Source organism: Chryseolinea sp. T2 (genome assembly GCF_037203685.1).
Classification (GTDB): domain Bacteria; phylum Bacteroidota; class Bacteroidia; order Cytophagales; family Cyclobacteriaceae; genus Chryseolinea.
This window is the reverse complement of the sequence record NZ_JBBCAU010000008.1, coordinates 371754-385897: the sequence shown is the minus strand read 5'-3', so window position 1 is coordinate 385897 and position 14144 is coordinate 371754. Positions and strand designations below refer to the sequence as shown.

General features: G+C 47.2%; 12 protein-coding genes. 11 read left to right on the top strand and 1 reads right to left on the bottom strand.

The genetic code is table 11. The annotated features are described in order from the left end of the window. Positions 1-319: 319 nt before the first annotated feature. From WBG78_RS24775 to WBG78_RS24725, 11 genes are all read left to right on the top strand, one after another. Positions 320-1621 (top strand): pyridoxal phosphate-dependent aminotransferase, encoded by a 1302-nt coding sequence (locus WBG78_RS24775; RefSeq protein WP_337329202.1) that lies wholly within the window; start codon positions 320-322, stop codon positions 1619-1621. Between the two features lie 432 nt (positions 1622-2053). Beyond that, positions 2054-2941 carry a branched-chain amino acid transaminase gene (locus WBG78_RS24770; RefSeq protein WP_337329201.1) on the top strand — a complete coding sequence of 296 codons (888 nt, stop codon included), beginning with the start codon at positions 2054-2056 and terminating at the stop codon, positions 2939-2941. 125 nt (positions 2942-3066) lie between these two features. Beyond that, entirely contained in the window at positions 3067-4746 is a 1680-nt protein-coding gene (gene ilvD / locus WBG78_RS24765) for a dihydroxy-acid dehydratase (protein ID WP_337329200.1), read from the top strand. Next, entirely contained in the window at positions 4721-6469 is a 1749-nt protein-coding gene (gene ilvB / locus WBG78_RS24760) for a biosynthetic-type acetolactate synthase large subunit (RefSeq protein ID WP_337329199.1), read from the top strand. Before ilvD ends, ilvB begins: the two co-directional genes overlap by 26 nt. Before the next feature lie 59 nt (positions 6470-6528). Then, complete coding sequence (locus WBG78_RS24755; protein WP_337329198.1) at positions 6529-6822, top strand: hypothetical protein; 294 nt, start codon at positions 6529-6531, stop codon at positions 6820-6822. Positions 6823-6993: 171 nt separating this feature from the next. After that, positions 6994-8064, top strand: coding sequence for a ketol-acid reductoisomerase (gene ilvC, locus WBG78_RS24750; RefSeq protein WP_337329197.1), 1071 nt, complete (start codon positions 6994-6996; stop codon positions 8062-8064). Between the two features lie 90 nt (positions 8065-8154). After that, complete coding sequence (gene ilvA, locus WBG78_RS24745) at positions 8155-9408, top strand: threonine ammonia-lyase IlvA (protein ID WP_337329196.1); 1254 nt, start codon at positions 8155-8157, stop codon at positions 9406-9408. Between the two features lie 112 nt (positions 9409-9520). Continuing rightward, positions 9521-10855 (top strand): hypothetical protein, encoded by a 1335-nt coding sequence (locus WBG78_RS24740; protein ID WP_337329195.1) that lies wholly within the window; start codon positions 9521-9523, stop codon positions 10853-10855. Between the two features lie 88 nt (positions 10856-10943). After that, positions 10944-11255, top strand: coding sequence for a hypothetical protein (locus tag WBG78_RS24735; protein WP_337329194.1), 312 nt, complete (start codon positions 10944-10946; stop codon positions 11253-11255). Positions 11256-11457: 202 nt separating this feature from the next. Next, positions 11458-12654, top strand: a complete 1197-nt coding sequence (locus WBG78_RS24730; protein WP_337329193.1) for a serine hydrolase domain-containing protein — start codon at positions 11458-11460, stop codon at positions 12652-12654. A gap of 256 nt (positions 12655-12910) precedes the next feature. Further along, the gene (locus WBG78_RS24725) at positions 12911-13393 is read left to right on the top strand and encodes a hypothetical protein (RefSeq protein ID WP_337329192.1); all 483 of its coding nucleotides are present in this window, start codon (positions 12911-12913) and stop codon (positions 13391-13393) included. Positions 13394-13466: 73 nt separating this feature from the next. Here WBG78_RS24725 and WBG78_RS24720 read toward each other — a convergent pair whose 3' ends face one another. Next, a complete protein-coding gene (locus tag WBG78_RS24720; protein WP_337329191.1) occupies positions 13467-14123 on the bottom strand; it encodes an ankyrin repeat domain-containing protein in 657 nt (218 codons plus the stop codon). Positions 14124-14144: the final 21 nt, after the last annotated feature.

Sequence of the window (14144 nt, the reverse complement as noted above, 5' to 3'; positions counted from 1 at the left end):
AAAGCACTGGTTTATCCTTCGGCAAAAAAAGCAGCCATCTATTACCAATGCCCGGTTTCGGATTAACAATAACTTACCTGCTGTGTATAAAGAAATGCACTGGATGTTTTCTTTTGATAGCCATTGCATGCGGATGACAGAAGGATTTTCCACACCTAATGTGGTTTATTCACCCAACGTGAAGATGGAGATGATAGGGAAAATACTAGCCACGACGGACTCGGACTTTAAAATTCTAAATTTTCAATTCTCAATTCTCAATTATTTTCTTGGTTCCTAACTACAAAAGCGTCAACATCGCCCCGAAAAATCAAATGCCATGCGACAAAGACTACTCGCAGAGGGAGCGAACGAACTTTCGTATGAGATACGGGAGATTGTAAAGAAGGCTGAGCAACTTAAGAAGCTCGGCATGCGCATCTCATGGGAGAACATTGGAGACCCGATCCAGAAGAATCATAAGCTTCCACAATGGATCAAAGACGTGATCGCGGATCTCGTAAAAAGTGATGATGTATACAGCTATTGTCCTTCCAAGGGTATGCTGGAAACGCGTCAGTTCCTGGCGGCGCAAACCAATGCGTATGGAGGTGTTCAGATCTCACCGGAAGACATTTGCTTCTTCAATGGTTTGGGCGATGCTATTTCAAAAGCCTATCAGTTCCTCGCGCATACGGCTCGCGTGATCGGTCCTTCACCTGCATACTCTACTCACTCGAGTGCAGAGGCCGCACACGCAGGACATGAACCCCTGACCTATCGGCTGGATCCCGATAATCACTGGTATCCTGATCTCGACGACCTGTACAACAAGGTGAAGTACAATCCAAACGTTGTTGGCATACTTATCATCAACCCCGACAACCCTACGGGTATGGTGTATCCGCTGGAGACACTTCAGCGTATTATCGCCATCGCGAAGGAGTTCAACCTTTTCATTTTCGCCGATGAGATCTACCTGAACATTACATACAATGGTGCCCGTGCGTATTCACTCGCAGAAATCATTGGTGACGTTCCAGGCATTTCAATGAAGGGCATCTCAAAAGAATTGCCATGGCCCGGTTCGCGCTGCGGATGGATGGAGTACTACAATCGTGATAAGGATCCGGACTTCGATCGTTTCTGCAATGTGCTTGACAATGCCAAGATGATTGAAGTTTGCTCAACGAAATTGCCTCAGTTGGCTATCCCTAAGATATTCGGCGATCCGCGCTTCAAAACATATCGTGAGGCAACAAACGAGAATATAGGCAGACGCGCCCGCATCATCGCAGACATTTTGCACACCGTTCCGCAGCTGACGTTCAATGAAACGTATGGTGCTTTTTATAACACCATCATCTTCCGCGAAGGAACGCTCAAGGCAGAACAAAAAATGAAGATCGACAACGAACAGGCACGAGTACTCGTAGAAGGTTGGACAAGTCAGCCGATACCTCTCGATAAGCGTTTCGTGTACTATCTGCTGGCCGCCAAAGGTGTGTGTGTTGTGCCCATCTCGTCGTTTTGCTCTGAGTTGCAGGGCTTCCGCGTTACACTTCTGGAGGAAAAAGAGGAGGTTCTTGTGCAGACGTTCACGGCGATCCGCGACGGAATCGTGGAATACCTTAATAGTTAGTCTTTAGTCCTTAGTCCTTAGTCTTGAGTATTGGTTACTAGTACAAACAGTCGTTAGTTATTGTACTAGAAACTAGCACTAGTAAGGACCAAATACTCAAGACTCAGGACTCAAGACTCAGGACTATTCCTGCCTAACATTTGTTACTATTCATTTTAGTAAATATTTTCTAACAAATCCTTGATCTCTAGACGATAATTCTAGAAAATTGTAGCCACACGAAAGTATATGTCGAAAAGCAGCCAAATAGCAAAATACGAACTGATGACCGGTAGGTTCATCTCGTCTTTGCTGTCACTTGTGCTAGTCGTCGTCATTTACAAACCCAAAGGGGCGATGGTGTAACATATTGAATTAAGAATATACAAACCGCCCCGACACAATCGGGGCGGTTTTGTTTTATACAGGGCAAAACAAACTAACAATTGTTATATGTACTATTCGAACGACACGATTCTCTTCCTGAACGGCAAGTTCATTAAGGCAGTCGATGCTCATACGGATTTATACAGCCAGACCCTGCATTATGGGTTCGGTGCCTTTGAAGGCATTCGGGCCTACAACACCCTCAATGGGGTGAAGATCTTCAAGGCGCGGGAACATTTCGATCGCCTGAAGAACAGTTGCGCCCTGGTAGGCATTCCGTTCCAGTACGAAACCGAAGAGCTTATCCAGATCGCTTATCAGCTGCTGCGCAAGAACGATCTGTCGGACGCATATATCCGGCCTCTCGTTTACTGCGGTCCGCAGATGAGTCTTGTGCGTCCTCAGGATGTATACCTGATGATGTGCGCCTGGGAGTGGGACAAGTACCATGGCGATAGCTTGCTTAAGCTTTGCCTTTCGTCCTACCAGCGACCCAATCCTAATTCGATCAAGATTGAGTCGAAGGTAACCGGTCACTATGTGAATTCGGTGCTTGCCACCAGTGAGGCCAAAGTGAGAGGTTACGACGATGCGCTCATGCTCGACATGAATGGCTTTGTCGCCGAAGCACCCGGTGCCAACTTCTTCATGGAGAAAGAGGGCACACTTTATACGCCTGCAACAGGTCATATCCTGCCAGGCATAACAAGACAAACAGTACTTAACATCTGCCGCGAGTTGGAAATACCTGTGGTGGAGAAAAATATTAAGCCGGAAGAACTGGAAGATGCTGATGGCGCATTCCTCTGTGGCACTGCTGCTGAAATAGCGGGCATCGAATCGATCGATGCAAAACCTTTCCGTAAGGAATGGGCCGATGGACTCGGAACCACAGTACAGGAAGCGTACAAGTGCCAGGTATTGGAAAAGTCTTTCAGCTACGTCATCATCTGACAACCAGATGCAGAGGATGGTGAAGCGATTGAAAGATTGCTTCCCCGCCTCGATTAGAATAGAAAGTGCTTCGCACAAATGAGTTGGATAAGGTTGTGATCCGACAGAATTTTTTGAACTAGAACATGGAACTTAACAAATACAGCAAAACACTCACGCAAGATCCTACGCTCCCTGCAGCGCAGGCAATGCTTTACGGAATAGGACTTACTGAATCAGATCTTAAGAAGGCCCAGGTGGGCATCGTCAGCACAGGCTACGACGGCAACACCTGCAACATGCACCTTAACGATCTCGCAAAAGAGGTAAAGACGGCAGTATGGGACAACGATCTCATCGGTCTTATCTTCAATACCATTGGCGTCAGCGATGGCATGAGCAATGGAACAGAAGGCATGCGTTACTCACTGGTAAGCCGTGAGATCATCGCCGACTCTATCGAAGCCGTATGCGGAGCGCAATACTACGATGGACTTATCGCCGTTGTAGGTTGCGACAAGAATATGCCCGGTGCTTTGATGGCCATGGCAAGATTGAATCGTCCTTCCATCATGGTTTATGGCGGAACGATTGCCGGTGGACATTGGAAAGGACAGGAGCTCAATATCATCTCCGCGTTCGAAGCTTTAGGCAAGAAACTCGCAGGCAACATCACGCCTGAAGATTATAAAGGCATTATTCAAAACTCATGTCCCGGCGCCGGCGCATGTGGCGGAATGTATACGGCAAATACCATGGCTTCTGCAATAGAAGCAATGGGTATGTCACTTCCCTACTCTGCAAGCAATCCGGCCCTGAGCAAAGAGAAGAGCAACGAGTGCAGGGATGCGGCTAAAGCAATATATCATTTGCTTGAACGTGATCTGCGCCCCCGCGACATCATGACGAAGAAAGCATTTGAAAATGCTATTACTGTTGTGATGGTGTTGGGAGGTTCAACAAATGCAGTACTTCACCTGATCGCGATGGCAACATGCGCAGGCGTTGAAGTTACGCAGGAGGACTTCCAGCGCATCTCCGACAAGACACCGTTGATCGCTGACCTTAAGCCAAGCGGAAAATACCTGATGGAAGCGCTCCATAAAATCGGAGGTGTTCCGGCAGTGATGAAGTACCTGCTTGAGAAAGGTTATCTCCATGGTGATTGTATCACCTGCACAGGAAAGACCGTTGCTGAGAATCTTAAAGATGTGAAGTCCCTCGACTTCAACGCTCAGGATGTGATCCTTCCTCTCGAGAAACCGATCAAGGCAACAGGTCACCTTCAGATCCTCTATGGCAACCTTGCAGCAAAGGGTTCTGTGGCTAAGATCACTGGTAAAGAAGGCGAGAAGTTCAAAGGTCCGGCTCGTGTATTCAACAGCGAGTTTGAACTGAACGACGGAATAGTGTCGGGACGAGTCAAAGCTGGTGATGTCGTCGTCATACGCAACGTAGGCCCTAAAGGCGCTCCCGGCATGCCAGAGATGCTCAAGCCAACTTCCGCTATCATGGGCGCGGGCCTTGGTAAGAGTGTTGCGCTGATCACAGACGGACGCTTCTCCGGAGGATCTCATGGATTCGTAATCGGGCATATTACTCCCGAAGCTTTTGAAGGAGGATTAATTGGACTTGTTGAAGACAACGATCCGATTGAAATAGATGTACAGGGTCATACGATCAACCTTTTGGTTGATGACGCGACACTGGCGAAGCGCAAGGCGGCATGGAAACAACCCGAACTGCGTGCTAAGGATGGAATATTGAAGAAGTATGCAAAACAAGTAAAAACCGCCGCCGATGGATGCGTTACTGACCAAGACTAAGGCAGCTTCAGCAGAGCAGCCAAAATTGAAGATCACGGGTTCTGAAGTTTTGTTGGATAGTCTCGTCGCTGAAGGCGCTGACCTGATCTTCGGATATCCCGGTGGAGCAATCATGCCGGTATACGATGCGTTGTATGGTTATGCCGAAAAGCTCACACATATCCTTGTGCGTCATGAGCAGGGCGCCATTCACGCCGCCCAGGGTTTTGCCCGCGTAACGGGTAAGGTAGGCGTTGTGTTTGCTACTTCCGGACCTGGAGCAACAAATCTTGTAACAGGTCTTGCAGATGCTTTGATCGATTCAACTCCATTGGTATGCGTTACCGGGCAGGTGTTTGCTCACTTGCTGGGAACAGATGCATTTCAGGAAACTGATGTGGTGAACACAACGATTCCGGTAACGAAATGGAACATACAGGTAACGGAAGCAAAAGACATTGCTCCTGCTATTGCTAAAGCATTTTATATAGCTGCCTCCGGCAGACCAGGACCTGTGCTCGTCGACATTACGAAGAATGCACAGAACGAAATGATTGAGCCGGTAAAGCACGAGAAGTGTGAAAGTATCCGGACTTATCGTCCAACTCCTGTGCTTCAGCAAAGCCAGATCGATGCAGCTGCCGCATTGATCAATGGTGCGAAGAAGCCTTACATACTTGCGGGACAGGGAGTATTGCTATCGGGCGCTACTGAAGAGTTGAAAGCCTTCTCCGAGAAGACTGGAATCCCGGTAGCCTGTACGTTACTCGGCCTCGGAGCTATTCCTAACGATCACCCGAATTATGTTGGGTTCCTGGGAATGCACGGAAATTATGGCCCCAACCTTAACACTAATCAGTGTGACGTGTTAATCGCGATTGGTATGCGCTTCGACGACCGTGTAACGGGCAACGTTAGCAAGTATGCCAAGCAGGCAAAGGTGGTTCACATCGAGTTGGATAAAGCAGAGATCAACAAGATCATCAAAGCCGATGTGGCCGTTCATGCCGATGCGCGTGAGGCACTCGCTGCTCTCATCAACAGATGCGACCTCAACAAACACGAAGCCTGGATTGAAAGCTTTCGCAAGCTGAATCAGGTTGAATATGATAAAGTCATTCTCAAGGAATTTAATCCTGAAGGAGTCCTTACGATGGCTGAGGTTATCAATCATCTCTCGAACAAAACTAACGGAGAGGCTATCGTAGTCACCGATGTTGGCCAGCACCAGATGGTAACTTCACGTTACTATCAATACAAGAATCCACGTGCTAACGTTACCTCAGGTGGCGCAGGCACAATGGGATTCGCACTGCCAGCCGCTATTGGTGCTAAACTGGGCCAGGCCGACAAACAGGTGGTGGCCGTAATCGGCGACGGTGGATACCAGATGACGGTTCAGGAACTCGGTACCATCATGCAGTATCAGATTCCGGTGAAGATTGTCGTGTTGAACAACAACTTCCTCGGCATGGTACGTCAGTGGCAACAGCTCTTCCACGGCAAGCGTTATTCGTTTACCGAAATGCAGAACCCTGACTTTGTGAAGCTCGCTGAAGCTTATAGTATACCAGCCCGTAAGGTAGAAGATCGCGGCCAGCTGCAGGACGCACTTAGCGAAATGTTGAATGCCAAAGGCCCATACTTCCTTGAAGTTGTCGTTGGCAAAGAAGACAACGTATTCCCTATGGTACCAGCCGGCTCAGGAGTAGGAGATGTATTGCTCGAGCCACCAACAAACTAAATGACACGGCAATGACACTTACGCAAGCGCATACAAAGACAATTTTGACCGATATAGACATGAAACAGGATTTCACGCTCGAGATTCATTCCGACAACAATTTCTCCGTCCTGAACCGGATCGTTAACATCCTGAACAGACGGCGCGTTCGGATCAAGAAACTGATCGCCCACGAAGACGAAGGTGATTTCAAACGCGGCGTGGCGGTAGTCCTCCTGTTCACTACACCCGATATGATCGAAAAGGTGAAACATCAGCTGGAAAAACTGATTGAAGTAGAACACGCGGTCTATTATGAAGGAAGCAATGAGTATTGCGAACTCAGTTCTAAACACTCGCTGATTAGTAATTAGTCCTGAGTATTTAGTCCTTAATGGGTCTTGAGTATTAATAGTAAAGACAACTACAAACTAGTCAACTACAAACCAAACTCAGGACTCAGGACTCAAGACTAAGGACTGCTAATTAAGTGACTAAGCACTTTTAAAAACGTACAACAACACTTATTAATAACAACTCAAACTATGGCAAAGATTAATTTTGGAGGAACGATCGAAGAGGTGGTAACCCGCGAAGAGTTTCCAATGGAAAAGGCACTGGATATCATGAAGAATGAAACGATCGCTATCATCGGTTATGGCGTTCAGGGTCCGGCTCAGGCGTTGAACCTCCGCGATAACGGCTTCAAAGTAATCATCGGACAACGCAAAGGTTCCAAGACATGGAACAAAGCTGTAGAACACGGATGGGTTCCCGGCGAAACATTGTTCGAGATCGAAGAGGCTGCCAAAAAAGGAACGATCATTCAATTCCTTCTCTCTGATGCAGGGCAGATTGAACTCTGGCCAACCATCAAGCCACACATCACAAAGGGCAAGACGTTGTATTTCTCACACGGCTTCGGTATCACATTTAAAGATCAGACTGGCATCGTTCCTTCTGCTGACGTAGACGTTATTCTCGCCGCACCTAAAGGATCAGGAACGTCAGTGCGTCGCCTCTTCCTTCAGGGTAAGGGTATCAACGCCAGCTATGCAATATTCCAGGATGCAACCGGTCAGGCAAAGCAGAAAGCTATCGCACTTGGCATCGGCGTAGGAGCAGGATATTTGTTCGAAACAGATTTCAAGAAAGAAGTATACTCAGATCTTACTGGCGAGCGCGGTACTCTGATGGGTGCTATCGCCGGTATCTTCGAAGCACAATACGAAGTATTGCGTGCAAACGGCCACTCTCCTTCTGAAGCATTCAACGAAACTGTTGAAGAGTTGACACAGAGCCTTATGCCTCTTGTTGCTGAAAACGGTATGGACTGGATGTATGCCAACTGTTCGACTACTGCTCAGCGTGGTGCACTCGACTGGAAGAAGAAGTTCAAGGCAGCAACATTGCCTGTATTCCAGGAGTTGTATAAGAGCGTTGCTACCGGACAGGAAGCAAAACGCACTATCGAAACCTGCAGCAAGCCTGACTATCGCGAGAAACTCGCGGAAGAGCTCCGCGAAGTACGTGAGAGCGAACTCTGGCAGGCAGGTGCCGCTGTACGCGCACTCCGTCCTGAGAAGAATACAGTTGAAGCCAGCATGATTAACTGATCAGCCTACGGCGATCAGGAATCATCAAAATACGATCAAATCAATTCCTGCGCCGTCGACATCGACGGCGCAGTTTGTTAAAACAAGGCCATGACATCTTTATCGAAGACACAAACCCTGAACATCGAAGCCGCGGCCGAAACGCTGAAGGATGTGGTGCTGAAAACACCATTGCAGTTTCATCGCAAACTCTCTGAAAAGTTCCAGGCATCGATTTATGTAAAACGTGAAGACCTGCAGGTAGTGCGTTCCTACAAGATTCGTGGCGCATATAATTTGATTCAAAGCCTCACCGAAGAACAGCGTCGTCGCGGCGTGGTTTGTGCAAGCGCCGGCAACCATGCGCAAGGCGTTGCATTTGCCTGCCATCACCTCGACATCAAAGGCGTGATCTACATGCCTGCAATCACGCCGAAGCAGAAGATCAACCAGGTAAAGATGTTCGGAGGCAGCAACACCGAAATCGTTCTGATCGGTGATACGTTCGACGAGTGTCAGGCACACGCTCTTGAATTCACGCGTGAAAACAACATGGTTTTTATTCCGCCATTCGATCATCCAAAAGTGATTGAAGGACAAGGCACCGTAGGAAAAGAAATATTGGATGAACTATCCGGCATCGACTACATCTTCGTCCCCGTTGGTGGAGGCGGGCTGCTGGCCGGTGTAGGTACCTATTTCAAAACACTTTCACCGAATACAAACGTCATTGGTGTCGAGCCGCTCGGTGCACCTTCAATGAAAAAAGCGCTGGAAGCAGGACGTCCCGTCGTGCTTGATGAGATTCAGCGATTTGTCGATGGAGCCGCTGTAAAGAAGGTTGGCGACCTGACCTTCGAATATGGTAAAGATGTTCTCAGCGATATGCTTCTCGTTCCCGAAGGAAAGATCAGTACTACAATACTTCAGCTTTACAACGAGGACGCTATTGTCGCCGAACCTGCGGGCGCACTATCAATCGCTGCCCTCGATCAGTACGCCACTCAGATTAAAGGAAAGAAAGTCGTCTGCGTACTCAGTGGCGGCAACAACGATATCGACCGCATGCAGGAGATCAAAGAAAGGTCACTGCTCTATGAAGGTCTTAAGCATTATTTCATTGTACGGTTTGCTCAGCGCCCGGGAGCGCTGAAACAATTTGTAAACGACATCATGGGACCTAATGATGATATCGTGCGCTTCGAGTTCATTCAGAAGAATAACAAGGAAAGCGGCCCTGCGCTTATCGGAATTGAAGTGAAATCAAAGGACGATTTCAATGCTCTGATTGCGCGCATGGATGGTTTCAAGCTTAACTACACGCTGGTCAATCAGAACGAAAATCTCTTCGAATACCTGATATAGCGAATTGCAAAACAACAGCTAGTCGTAGGCAGCAACAGGCAGCGTAGACACCGATTGTATTTGTAAACAGGTCTTAGTACCTTATATCGCAAGCACTAACATCGTTGTAACTATGAAACTTGCCCGTGCGGTAACTTTAGCCTTTTGTCTTGTTCAACTGACCATTCCTTGTTCTTTAGCCCAATCCAATCAGGATTCTCAAGGCACGTTTGAAATACTGAAGCAGCCCGCCAACGCGTTCCCTCAGACGTTATCATGGTGGGACAGCATCTATATGTTCAGGAATTTTCAACCGGGCCGCATAACCTATTTCACCGGATTCACTCCTCAGCAGCAACTGAAACTAAATTACAATCTCTATTATGGTCAGATGGATCTGATCGAAGCTAACGGAGACACCTCTCAGCTGGAGGCACTGAAAACGATCCGCTCTATTGAAGTCGGCAATGATGTATTCTACTATTTTCCGAAGATCGGCTATCTGCATGTGTTGGTTCAGGGTGACATCGTTCTGGCGGCACACACGATGCTACACCTATATTCCATGGATCGCGCCAATGGCTATGCAGTTCCAAGCAATCTTGCAGCCGGTGGCGATGTGCGCGGTAGACCTTCGACCGTAGACAAATACTACATCAACGCTTCGGCATATTACTTCCTCGATGAGGAACGACAAGCACTTGTTCCTGCCAAAAATGTTCTTACGAAAATGTTTAGTGAACACAAAGAGGGGATCAACGAGTTTGTAAAAACGCACTCGACTAACTTCAACCTGGAAAAGGACCTTTTGGAGGTTGTTGAATACTGTAACAGCCTCAGACGTCTTAGCTCAGGAAAAGAAAATCGCATGGTTGTCCGCGCGAACGAACTTGCTTTCAAGATTTTGCGCGACAGCATATACCGCTTCAATGAGTTTCAGGATGGAACAGTTGTTTATCAGGATGGAAAAATGAAAACTTATGGCAATGCACTAAATTACAATCGGCTGAGTGGCGATCTCGAGGCTATTGTTAGCAATGATACTTTGAAGGCATCAAACAGCGACTTCATTTCTACCTGCATACTGGGAAGTACAACATTTCTAAAGAGGCCTGAAGGATTCATCGAAATTGTTTTAAATGGTCCTGTATCGGTGGGGGTGGTTCGTAAACTTGCTCTGGTTCATTCTCAAAGCCCCAGCGCATCGGTGAAAAAAAATATAGCTGACAACTACAATCCTTCACAGGTTGCTAACAACATCGCCGACTATGATCGCGAGTTTGCAGCTCAAAACCAGTATTACCTCATTGACACGCGCGGGCAGATACATCTCCCATCCTCGTCTGCTCTTTATCGGATCTACCCTGATCAGAAAAAGCAGATTGATCAATATATCAAAGCCCATCAGCCAGACCTCCGGAATGAAAGTGATTTGAAACTTATCATAAGTCGTCTGGAGTCAAAGTAGCTTCTCAAATTCCTGTACGCCGGATTAGCAGAATTTCTGCAACTCTGCGGAAAAGCCTTAACTTAAGACTACACTAACATCTTCGGCTATGTACAACTGTGTATGGTCGCTTACCATTTTGTTCGGGAAACAAAAGGAAGCATTGGATATTATTAAAGCATGGGGAGCAGAAAAATTCAGGTCATCGCATTTCAAGGTCTCAACGAACCGATTATGCGTTGGACACATCGGCGAATCGCCATCACATATTCTGGACGAGTATCTCTTTGATTCACTTTCTGACTTTGAGAAGGCCTTAGATGATATGCGCCAACCGCAGTTCAAACAATTCAGCGATGCAATTGCGCCTTATATAGTTCCAGGTTCACAGAAGTGGACTATCTACAGGATGATCAATTAGCTATTGCTTTTCGTCAATCAGGGCGTATCAGTCTTTTCGTTTCACCGGAGAAATGCTACTTTACGCTGGAACGCAAAATACGATGCACACACCAACATTGCAGCCGGCTAATGCAAATGATTATCTGGATCCACGTTCTCCACTGAAAGGTTGGATTATCATTTCTTGCTGGAGTCGCTGCTCGATGATCATGTTATTGGTCATGGTTTCAAATCATTTGATCGCCCAGAAATCAAGACGACAGACTGAACCAATACGATACTACCCTGGAAAGGAATGGACGAAGAAGACTCCCGGGGAAACTGGCGTCAATGCTACCCAGTTAAAAACAGCAATTGATTTTGCGATTGCCAGTGAAAGCGCTGCACCAAAAGATCTCAAACTCAATCACTACAGAAGCTTTGGTCGCGAGCCATTCGGAGATGCCGTTGGCCCTTTGAAGGATCGTGGTGAGCAGACGGGCATCATCATCAAGAATGGTTACGTAATCGCCGAATGGGGCGATCCTTCCCGAATCGACATCACGAACAGCGTGACCAAAAGCTTCCTGGCAACCGTGGTGGGCCTCGCTCACGATAGAAAGTTAATCAACAGTATCGACGACCAGGTCTATAAGTACGTACCTCCCATCCTGCTCTATAACCCTATGCCTACTGGCGACAAAGCAGATGCTTTCGACAAGAAGTCTGATTTCATAGAGCCGTTCAACACACCACACAATAGGACGATCACCTGGCGCCAGATGCTTCAGCAAAACAGTGACTGGGAAGGTACCTTGTGGGGCAAACCTGACTGGGCCGATCGTCCCAGCAATGACTATAAGGAATGGGCGACAAAACGAAATGAGCCCGGAACGGTCTACGAATACAACGACACCCGTGTAAATGCACTTGCTCTGGCAACGCTGTCAGTCTGGAGAAAACCATTGCCAGATGTTTTGAAAGAAGAAGTGATGGACCCAATAGGTGCATCAAACACATGGCGGTGGTATGGTTATGAAAATTCCTGGATCGTACTTGATGGAAAGATCGTTCAATCCGTTTCAGGTGGCGGTCATTGGGGAGGAGGCATGGTTCTGAATGCTTATGACATGGCGCGATTTGGATATCTCACCCTCAACAATGGTAAATGGAACGATCGACAGCTTGTGTCGGCAGAGTGGAATAAGCTTGCTCAATCACCATCAGCACCACAGCCGACCTACGGATTTATGAACTGGTTTCTAAACACCGATAAGAAACAATGGCCCAGCGCACCCGATAAGGCGTTCGGTCACGTCGGCAATGGAACAAATCTTATTTATGTCGATCCTGTGAATGATCTGGTAGTGGTATTAAGGTGGATTGAAGACAGCAAAATAGATGAGTTCTTAAAACTGTTGCTCGCGGCGAATAAATGATCTCTTCAATCGCGTTGCGACGACTTGTCATCAGTTATTCGCATTGATGTAATATGCAGGATTGTCGTTCAACGGAACCGGGGATGACCACTCCTTCCTGATGGAATCCAGCACCACTGCCTAAGACATTCCAGGCCGAAAACGACTCCGCAAAAGGCTATTTTGAACCTGATCACGAAACTATCAGACGACAGGTTTAGTAACAGAACGTAAGATGGCAACAACAAGGAATGCGCTATTTCGGTATGAATAGCACATGAGAATTCATAAAATACTAGTCATCGCCCTTTTACTTGTAACAAGCCTGAACGCGAGCGCACAGTCGATCTGGACGATTGGCCCAATGCTGCACGTCAACTTCGGAGGCGGCCAAAAGAAAAGCGTTTCTTTTGCCATTGAAACTGCCTATTGGAACGTTAACAAATGGCCCTACAGTGTTGACTTCGGTATTGAATTCGATCGTAAGAAAACCAGGTTCTACTCCGAATTTCAAACAGGCATTGGTGTTGCCGGGATATCCGCCGGACCGGTATTTCAGGTTGGTAAAGGAAGCGGCGCTAAGCTAGGTCTGCAAGTAACTTCCTGGGTCAACTACTATCTGGGATTTGATTATCGCATGATCTTCCTGCGGAATGAAAAGAGAATGGGTGTAGGCACGTATGTCAAAGTTCCCATTGCTACACACGGCCTTGAATCCAGTAGTAGTGGACACAGTCATTGGGATAGTGACTGGGACTAAGAAGTTACTGACTGAATTTCGACTGCTATATACTTAACGTATTATGATGCAAGTTACTCTGTAGAGTACCAAATCAACAACCTCCGTACTTAATGATCAGCTGAACGGTTTCTTCATCACCTTTCTCTTTCGCCATGGTTAAAGGAGTCTGACCGGCATCCGACTTCACGTTCACATCTGATCCGTTATCAATCAACAACTTTGCAAGTTTCGCCTGGCCATTATGCGCTGCCGAATGAAGCGGCGTTACACCCGAGTGCTGCCTTGCATTTACATCAGCGCCAGCTTTGATCAACAAGGCAGCAATTTCATAATTTGAAATCGCGCAGGCGGAATGTAACGGAGCAACGTGCATCTGGTTGCTCGCAGCAATATTGGGATCCGCATGATTTTTCAGAAGAAGCTTTACCACATCCAGTTGTCCAAAATATGATGCAAGGGTAAGCGGAGTAAATCCATCGCTTGAAAGCGAATTAATCTGATCAGGTTGTTTCGTCAAAAGCCTCTGCACTGTGGCTACATCGCCGACAGTAGCGGCTTCGAAAATATCTACTCCATCTTTGTATCGGAGAATGATTTCGATCGCCTCCTGATTTCTATAGTAAGCCGCAAATTGCAGCAACGATATTCCCTGTTCAGTTGGCGCGCTCGCCAACAAAGGATTCGCTTTCAATTCTTTTTCAAGACCCCCGTTGTTACGGGTCTTAATAAATTCCGCCAATTCATTCATGAGTGAGTTGTCTAACGTGTG

What these genes read in the sequence shown, in the direction of transcription:
- WBG78_RS24775 (WP_337329202.1), top strand. Translation starts at nt 320, where the DNA reads ATGCGACAAAGACTACTCGCAGAGGGAGCGAACGAACTTTCGTATGAG.
- ilvB (WP_337329199.1), top strand. Translation starts at nt 4,721, where the DNA reads ATGGATGCGTTACTGACCAAGACTAAGGCAGCTTCAGCAGAGCAGCCA.
- WBG78_RS24770 (WP_337329201.1), top strand. Translation starts at nt 2,054, where the DNA reads ATGTACTATTCGAACGACACGATTCTCTTCCTGAACGGCAAGTTCATT.
- ilvA (WP_337329196.1), top strand. Translation starts at nt 8,155, where the DNA reads ATGACATCTTTATCGAAGACACAAACCCTGAACATCGAAGCCGCGGCC.
- WBG78_RS24720 (WP_337329191.1), bottom strand. Translation starts at nt 14,123, where the DNA reads ATGAATGAATTGGCGGAATTTATTAAGACCCGTAACAACGGGGGTCTT.
- WBG78_RS24735 (WP_337329194.1), top strand. Translation starts at nt 10,944, where the DNA reads ATGTACAACTGTGTATGGTCGCTTACCATTTTGTTCGGGAAACAAAAG.
- WBG78_RS24755 (WP_337329198.1), top strand. Translation starts at nt 6,529, where the DNA reads ATGAAACAGGATTTCACGCTCGAGATTCATTCCGACAACAATTTCTCC.
- ilvD (WP_337329200.1), top strand. Translation starts at nt 3,067, where the DNA reads ATGGAACTTAACAAATACAGCAAAACACTCACGCAAGATCCTACGCTC.
- WBG78_RS24740 (WP_337329195.1), top strand. Translation starts at nt 9,521, where the DNA reads ATGAAACTTGCCCGTGCGGTAACTTTAGCCTTTTGTCTTGTTCAACTG.
- ilvC (WP_337329197.1), top strand. Translation starts at nt 6,994, where the DNA reads ATGGCAAAGATTAATTTTGGAGGAACGATCGAAGAGGTGGTAACCCGC.
- WBG78_RS24725 (WP_337329192.1), top strand. Translation starts at nt 12,911, where the DNA reads ATGAGAATTCATAAAATACTAGTCATCGCCCTTTTACTTGTAACAAGC.
- WBG78_RS24730 (WP_337329193.1), top strand. Translation starts at nt 11,458, where the DNA reads ATGGTTTCAAATCATTTGATCGCCCAGAAATCAAGACGACAGACTGAA.